The sequence below is a fragment of the Amycolatopsis sp. NPDC004772 genome (assembly GCF_053601215.1).
The window spans coordinates 68,810-75,315 of record NZ_JBSGBK010000037.1 but is presented as its reverse complement, the minus strand read 5'-3'; the positions used below and the strand labels follow the sequence as shown (position 1 = coordinate 75,315).

The 6,506-nt window shown below is 72.2% G+C and carries 7 protein-coding genes; 5 read left to right on the top strand and 2 right to left on the bottom strand.

Annotated elements, in window-relative coordinates:
• Nucleotides 1–540: 540 nt before the first annotated feature.
• Nucleotides 541–1,518 (bottom strand): NAD(P)H-dependent oxidoreductase, encoded by a 978-nt coding sequence (locus ACWEF6_RS22770; protein WP_449684794.1) that lies wholly within the window; start codon nucleotides 1,516–1,518, stop codon nucleotides 541–543.
• Nucleotides 1,519–1,618: 100 nt separating this feature from the next.
• Here ACWEF6_RS22770 and sigJ point away from each other — a divergent pair, with 100 nt between their 5' ends.
• From sigJ to ACWEF6_RS22755, 3 genes are all read left to right on the top strand, one after another.
• Nucleotides 1,619–2,476: an RNA polymerase sigma factor SigJ gene (gene sigJ, locus ACWEF6_RS22765; protein WP_449684793.1), complete on the top strand. Its 858-nt coding sequence runs from the start codon at nucleotides 1,619–1,621 to the stop codon at nucleotides 2,474–2,476.
• Between the two features lie 75 nt (nucleotides 2,477–2,551).
• The gene (locus ACWEF6_RS22760; RefSeq protein WP_449684792.1) at nucleotides 2,552–3,349 is read left to right on the top strand and encodes an SGNH/GDSL hydrolase family protein; all 798 of its coding nucleotides are present in this window, start codon (nucleotides 2,552–2,554) and stop codon (nucleotides 3,347–3,349) included.
• On the top strand, nucleotides 3,328–3,885 hold the full coding sequence (locus tag ACWEF6_RS22755; protein ID WP_310973939.1) for a TetR/AcrR family transcriptional regulator: 558 nt from the start codon (nucleotides 3,328–3,330) through the stop codon (nucleotides 3,883–3,885). Before ACWEF6_RS22760 ends, ACWEF6_RS22755 begins: the two co-directional genes overlap by 22 nt.
• Here ACWEF6_RS22755 and ACWEF6_RS22750 read toward each other — a convergent pair.
• The gene (locus ACWEF6_RS22750) at nucleotides 3,860–4,876 is read right to left on the bottom strand and encodes a GNAT family N-acetyltransferase (protein WP_449684791.1); all 1,017 of its coding nucleotides are present in this window, start codon (nucleotides 4,874–4,876) and stop codon (nucleotides 3,860–3,862) included. The two genes, ACWEF6_RS22755 and ACWEF6_RS22750, sit on opposite strands and share 26 nt — an antisense overlap.
• A 71-nt stretch (nucleotides 4,877–4,947) precedes the next feature.
• On the opposite strand from ACWEF6_RS22750, the gene ACWEF6_RS22745 reads away from it, so the two are divergent.
• The gene (locus tag ACWEF6_RS22745; protein ID WP_310973945.1) at nucleotides 4,948–5,667 is read left to right on the top strand and encodes a DUF2786 domain-containing protein; all 720 of its coding nucleotides are present in this window, start codon (nucleotides 4,948–4,950) and stop codon (nucleotides 5,665–5,667) included.
• 52 nt (nucleotides 5,668–5,719) lie between these two features.
• Nucleotides 5,720–6,457 carry a Long-chain-fatty-acid--CoA ligase gene (locus ACWEF6_RS22740; protein ID WP_449684790.1) on the top strand — a complete coding sequence of 246 codons (738 nt, stop codon included), beginning with the start codon at nucleotides 5,720–5,722 and terminating at the stop codon, nucleotides 6,455–6,457.
• Nucleotides 6,458–6,506 lie beyond the last annotated feature (49 nt).

The window sequence follows — 6,506 nt, the reverse complement described above, 5'->3', positions numbered from 1 at the left end:
GAACGGCTCGGCGCCGAACTCGGCAAGCAGCAGCGGGTGCTGTTGCGGATCAACCCGACCGCCGGCTGAGAATCCGAACGGAGGGGCGGGGGAGGTCGGACCCGCTCTGCCGCGGCAGAGCACCTCGCCGAAGCCTCCCCAGAAACTCCCTAAGCCGAAGTGCCACATCACGGTGACATTTGGCCCTAGGGCGACCGAACGGCCCTTACAGCTTGCCACCTGCCAGCCCGCCAACTGATCTTTTCTGCCGCCGCAGAAAAGATCAAAAGCTGTCCTCGCCGGACGGGCAGGCTCCGGGATGACCTCCGGGAGCGCTGCCGTCTCACCTTCTGGAGGTGGGCCGCTGGGTGGTCATCCCATCGCCTGATTGAGGCCTATCACTTTGAGCCAGGCCCGCAAGCCTGCGTCGTCAACCCGCTCTGGGCGGTGGGTTGCGGGCCCGGCTCAAAGTGATTTCACGGCCTCAGGCGACGGGATGACCACCCTGCTCCCTTGGTGGCGTTGCCACTGCCCGGGCCACGGTGGCCGCCGCCTGTGCCTTCACGGCTCGAGGTCGGTCCGGCCCTGGCCGGTCGCCATGTCGAGGGGGACCGACGCCTGGTCGTGGACGATCAGCCAGTCGTCGCCGGTTTTCCGGAAGACGAAGGTTGCCCGGACCCACATGCCGTCCGTCACCACTCCGTTCTTCAGCGTTCCGCTGACCCGGCCGAAGCCGTGTCCGACGGCGAGGTCGCCGCCCGTGGTGATGCTCAGGTCGCGCAGCTCGTAGTCCACCTTCTCGAAGACCGTGAACACCCGGGCCCAGTTCTCCAGCTTCGCGTCGGTCCCGACGTGCTGCAGCGGCGGTTCGACGTCGAAGGACACGACGTCCGGCGCGTAGACCCGTCGCAGGGCCTCGAGATCCTTGTTGCGCAGCCCGTCGATGATCGCGTCGAGCCTGCTCCGGATCGCCGCTTCCGCGTCCCCGGCCCGCAGCGGCGCCAGCGCGGTGCTCCAGGCGACGACGTGGTCGAGCAGGGTGTCCAGCGCGGCGAGCTGGTGGTCACCCGGCTTGAAGACCGCGTGGTTCTCGAACTCCGTCGCCAGCGGCAGAGTCACCTGCGGGGCCACGTCGGCCAGCTGGAGTGCGCCGCAGACGAGCCGCAGCTGCTCGACCGAGCGGGCGCCGCCGACCCCGCCGTACGAGACGAACCCGGCCGCCTTGCCGTTCCACTCCACGTAGACGTGGTCCAGGGCGTTCTTGAGCACCCCGGGCACGGAGTGGTTGTACTCCGGCGTCACGAAGACGAACCCGGCGCACGACGCGACGACGGCCGCGAAGGCCCGGGTGCGCTCGTCCTGGTACTGCCCCGAAAAGCCCGGCGGCTCCTCGAGGTGCGGCAGCGGGTGGTCGCGCAGGTCGATCAGCTCGAACGCGGCGTCCGTGCGACGCTCCGCCCGCTCGTGCACCCACCGGGCGACCTGGTCCCCCACGCGGCCGGAGCGGGTGCTGCCGAGCACGATTCCGATCTTGATCATCGTCTTCTCCCCTGTTCGGTTGCCTTCGACCGGTACGACGAAGCAGCCGGCGGCAACGTCAGGCCCTGACGTTCGGGCAGGCTGTGTCGTCGGAGGAGTCATGACAACGCCATCGGAACCGGTCGTCGCCGAACGACGTCACCTGGTCAACCTCGCCTACCGCCTGCTCGGCTCGCTGACCGAAGCCGAGGACGCCGTCCAGGAGACCTACGCCCGCTGGTACGCCCTGTCGCCGGCGCAGCAGGAGGAGATTTCCTCGCCCGGCGCGTGGCTGACGACGGTGGCCGGCCGCATCTGCCTGGACGTCCTCGGCTCGGCGCGCGTCCGGCGCGAGCGGTACGTGGGCGAGTGGCTGCCCGAGCCGCTGCCCGACCAGCCCGATCCGGCCGACCGGATCACCCTGGACGAGTCGGTGAGCATGGCGTTCCTGGTGGCGCTCGAAGCGATGACGCCGGCCCAGCGCGTGGCCCTCGTCCTGCACGACGTCTTCGGGTACTCGTTCGCCGAGGTCGCCGAGACCACCGGCCGGACACCGGCGGCGTGCCGCGAACTCGCCTCCGCGGCCCGCCGCCGGATCCGCGCCGACCGGCCGACCGTTTCGGCTGCCCGCCAAGCCGGCCTGGTGCGGGACTTCAAGGAGGCCTGGGCCGCCGGCGACATCGGCACCCTGGTCGGGCTCCTCGACCCGGACGCCACCCTGACCGCGGACGGCGGCGGCCGGGTCCGCGCCGCGATCGCCCCGATCGAAGGCGGCGAACTCGTCGCCCGGTACGTGGCCGAGCTGGCCTCCTTCGGCGAGTTGACGCTCGAGGAGCGCATGGTCAACGGCCACCCGGGCCTGGTGCTCAGCCGCGGCGACGAGCTGGCGGCCGTCTACTCCTTCGCCGTCGAGGACGACCGCATCACCCGCATCTGGGCGATGCGGAACCCGGAGAAGCTGGGTCCCTGGCTCGGGTGAACGCCGAGTAGACACCGTCTACACAAGTTTGATAGAAAGTGTCCAAAAGGTGAACCACGGGTTACGGAGATCGGGATGAGCTACCACCGTTTCGTCGTCGTCGGCGACAGCTGCGCCGAAGGCCTCGACGACCCGTACCCCGACCGGCGGCACTACCGCGGCTGGGCCGACTTCGTCGCCGCCCGGCTGGCCGAGGACGAGCCCGGCTTCCGGTACGCCAACCTCGCCGTCCGCGGGCGCCGGCTCGACCAGATCGTGCCCGAGCAGCTCCCGGCGGCCCGGCGCCTCGAACCCGACCTCGTCGCCCTCTTCGGCGGCGGCAACGACGTCATGAGCCGGGGCTGGGACGCGCGCACGGTCGCCCGGCGGGTCGACGCCGCCGTCCGGGCCTGCACCGACATCTCGCCCGTCGTCGTCACCTTCACGCTCAGCGACGTCTCCCGCCGGATGCCGCTGGGCAGCCGGATGCGGCCGCGGATCATCGCGCTCAACGACGCCATCCGCGAAGCCGCCGTCAGCTACGGGGCCCAGCTCATCGACCTGTGGCCCGACCAGGCCGTCACCGACTCGCGCTACTTCGGCGCCGACCGCCTGCACCTGTCCGCCCACGGGCACCGCCGGCTTGCCGCGTACGTCCTCGCGCGGCTCGGCCTCGACCACGATCCCGCCTGGCTCGCGCCGCTGCCCGGCAGCGCCGCCCCCGGCAGCCGGCGCGCCGACCTGCAGTGGCTGCTCCGGGAGGTGCTGCCGGTCGCCGTCACGCGCACGCGCAACCGGCTGATCGGCCGCCAGCCCGGCGACGGCTTCTTCCCCAAGCGCCCCGACCTGCTCCCGATGACCCTGGACGAGGCGTGGGCACCCGGCAACGCCTGATCACGACGGCGTCGGAGCTGCTCGCCGACGAAGGCGTCGGCGCGGTCACCCTGCGCGGGATCGCCAAGGCGGCCGGGGTTTCCCACGGCGCACCCCTGCGGCACTTCTCCGGCCGCGCCGAGCTGCTGTCCGCCGTGGCGACCCGCGGGTACGCCGAGCTGCTCGCCCGCCGGGAGACGCTGCCGGACACCTCCCCGCGGGAGCGGCTCACCGCGGCCTGCCACAGCTACCTCGACTTCGCGCTGACCAACCCGGCGATGTTCGAGCTGATGTTCCGCCGCGACCTGATCGACCCGGACGACCCGGCGCTGTCGGCCGCGGCGAGCGCGGTGTTCGACACCTTCGCCGTGCTGGTGGCGGCGGTGCCGACGCGGGTCGCGCGGTCCGGCGCCGACCTGCGGCTGGTCGCCGCGTCGCTGTGGGCCGCGCTGCACGGCCTCGCCCAGCTGTGGCTGTGGGGCGGCCTGGCCGGGGCGAGTTTCGCGCCGTCGCCGGAAGCGGCGCTGGCCGTCACGCTCGACGCGTACCTCGGCTGAGGAGCGCGTCGAGGTCCTGCTGAACGGCGATCACGGCCGGCAGCGAGCTGAAGCCGAGTTCGCGGTTGACCCGGATCATGTGCGCGTTTTCCACCCCGGTGGTGGTGCTGATCCGCCGCAGCGCGGGCCGCTCGGCGAGCAGCCACCGGATCATGTGCGCCTTGACGCACCGCCCCAGGCCGTGCCCGCGGTGCCGGGGGAGCACCGCGGTGTCCCGCTGGTAGCCCCAGTCCGGCCGGCGCGGGTGCACGCACACTTCGGTGAACCCGGCGACGTCCCCGGTTTCCTCGTGGACCGCGGCGACGATCCGTTGTTCGAGGCCCTGCGACCGAGCTTCGGCTTCGGCCGCGCGCACCCGCTCCGCCGTCCACGCCGGCCACTGGTAACCCGAGTCCCCGAGCGGGGCGTCGTGGATCGCCGCCCGTGCGCCGGCATAGGAATCGAGCAGATCGCCCGGGGCCGCACCCGCCCACCGCACCACCCGGTATCCCACCGGGACGGTCACCTCCCAGCGCGCCCGCTCGCCTTCGGCGAAGACCAGGGCCTGCCGCACGATCGTCCGCACCGGCCGGAAGCCGAGCGCCTCGGCCCACGGCTCCCCGGCGGACCCCGCGGCAACCTGCCACCCTTCGACGCTCCGGCGGTCCCGCGCGCGCAGTTCCGGCAGCACTGCGTGCAGCAACGCGGTGCCGATCCCCGAGCGCCGCGCGGCCGGGTGCACGACGACGTCGATCAGCCCGATTCCGCTGTTTTCGGCCTCGAGGAAGTGCACCTCGGCGAACGCGACGAGCTCGTTGCCGCGGTACGCCACCCACTGGGCGGCTTCTCCCATCCCCGGCAGCGGCCTCGTCAGCCGTCCGGCCAGCTCACCGAGCGGCAGCACGGGTTCACCGGGCCGGTCGGTTTCCCGGCTCGCCGCGAGCACGGCGTGGTAAGCGGCGAATTCCGCCTCGGCGGCCGACAGCGGGGCGAAGCGTTCGATCGTCACCATCCCCCCAGTGTCCGGGCCGACACGCCGACCCGGTCCCCGCGCCCGAACACCTGATCGAATACCCTCTCGGCATGACCGAGTCAGACCCGCAGCTCGAGCGCATCCGCAAGCTGCTGGCCAAGGCCGAAGACCCGGCGGTCACCGAGGCGGAAGCCGAGGCGTACAACCAGAAGGCCGCCGAACTCGTCGCGCGGTACGGCATCGACCAGGCGATGCTCGCCGCGTCCGGGGCCGGCAGCGACGAGATCGGCACTCTGAAGATCCCGATGAACGACCCGTACAGCCGCGACAAGGCGAGCCTGCTGACCTCGGTGGCGTACCCGCTGCGGTGCCGGACGCTGCTGCACCGCCTCGGCCAGAAGGTCGAGAGCGTCACGGTGTTCGGCTTCCGCTCCGACCTGGGCCGGGTCGAGCTGCTGTTCACCAGCCTCCTGCTGCAGGCGAGCACGCAGCTGACGCGCGTCCGGCCGGACGGGTTCTTCCCCGGCGAATCCCTGGCCGCGTACCGGCGCACCTGGCTGCACGGCTTCGCCCGCGCGGTCCACGAACGGCTTTCCCACGCCGAGCAGGAGGCCGTCCGCACCGCGGTGCCGGGCGAGCGATCGGCGGAACTGGTGGTCCGCGACCGCGCGCAGATGGTCCAGCACGCGTTCGACTCCGAGTACGGTGACCTGCGCGCAGCCTCGCCCCGGCGGCTCTCCGGCAGCGGTTACCTCGACGGCCACGACGCCGGCACCCGGGCCAACCTCGACCCGGCCGCGCTGACCCGCCGGCGCAAAGCCCTGCGCTGAGTCGCCCGGTTGCCGCTATCGCGGCGGTGATCGCTTCCGCTTGTATGGGCGCATGCGCGTTGTCGATCTTGCCGGCCGCCCCGACCTCCTCGACGCCGCACTGGCCCTCGGCGACGTCGGCGGCCAGTTCATCTACCAGGGCGCGAGCGGCCGGATGATCACCGGCGAGCGCTTCCTGCGCCACTGGGCGCGGTACTTCCTGATCGCCCTGGACGACGCCGGCACGCCGATGGCCCGCGCCCTCTCGGTCCCGCTGGCCTACCCGGCCCCGGACCGCACCGAGCTGCCGGACCACGGCTGGGACCAGGCGATCGAGTGGGCGGCCCACGACATCATCGACGGCCGCGCGCCGAACGCGTTGTGCGCACTGGAAGTCGTGATCGCCCCGCACCTGCGCGGCACCGGCCTGTCGGCCCCGATGCTGAAGGCGCTGAAGGCCCGGGCGGCGGAAACGGGCCTGCGCAAGCTGATCGTCTCGGTCCGCCCGATCGGCAAGGAGGCCGAGCCGTCGGTCCCGATGCCGGAGTACGCGGCCCGCCGCCGCGCGGACGGCCTCCTGGCCGACCGCTGGCTGCGCACCCACGAGCGTCTCGGCGCGCAGGTGGTGAAGGTGTGCCCGTTCGCGGTGACCCTCTCGGGATCCCTGTCCGACTGGCACGACTGGACGGGCGTCAAGCTCCAGGAAGGCGAGAACTTCATCCCGGGCGGCATCGCCCCGGTCCACGCCTCGACCGCCTACGACACGGCGACCTACGTCGAGCCGAACGTGTGGCTGGAACACCCGATGTGATCTCGGGGATCACCCCGATGGCCGGGCCGCCGACCACCTGCTAACTTTT

Coding starts and splice junctions, on each gene's coding strand:
- ACWEF6_RS22740 (WP_449684790.1), top strand. CDS start 5,720: ATGCGCGTTGTCGATCTTGCCGGCCGCCCCGACCTCCTCGACGCCGCA.
- sigJ (WP_449684793.1), top strand. CDS start 1,619: ATGACAACGCCATCGGAACCGGTCGTCGCCGAACGACGTCACCTGGTC.
- ACWEF6_RS22750 (WP_449684791.1), bottom strand. CDS start 4,876: ATGGTGACGATCGAACGCTTCGCCCCGCTGTCGGCCGCCGAGGCGGAA.
- ACWEF6_RS22745 (WP_310973945.1), top strand. CDS start 4,948: ATGACCGAGTCAGACCCGCAGCTCGAGCGCATCCGCAAGCTGCTGGCC.
- ACWEF6_RS22770 (WP_449684794.1), bottom strand. CDS start 1,518: ATGATCAAGATCGGAATCGTGCTCGGCAGCACCCGCTCCGGCCGCGTG.
- ACWEF6_RS22760 (WP_449684792.1), top strand. CDS start 2,552: ATGAGCTACCACCGTTTCGTCGTCGTCGGCGACAGCTGCGCCGAAGGC.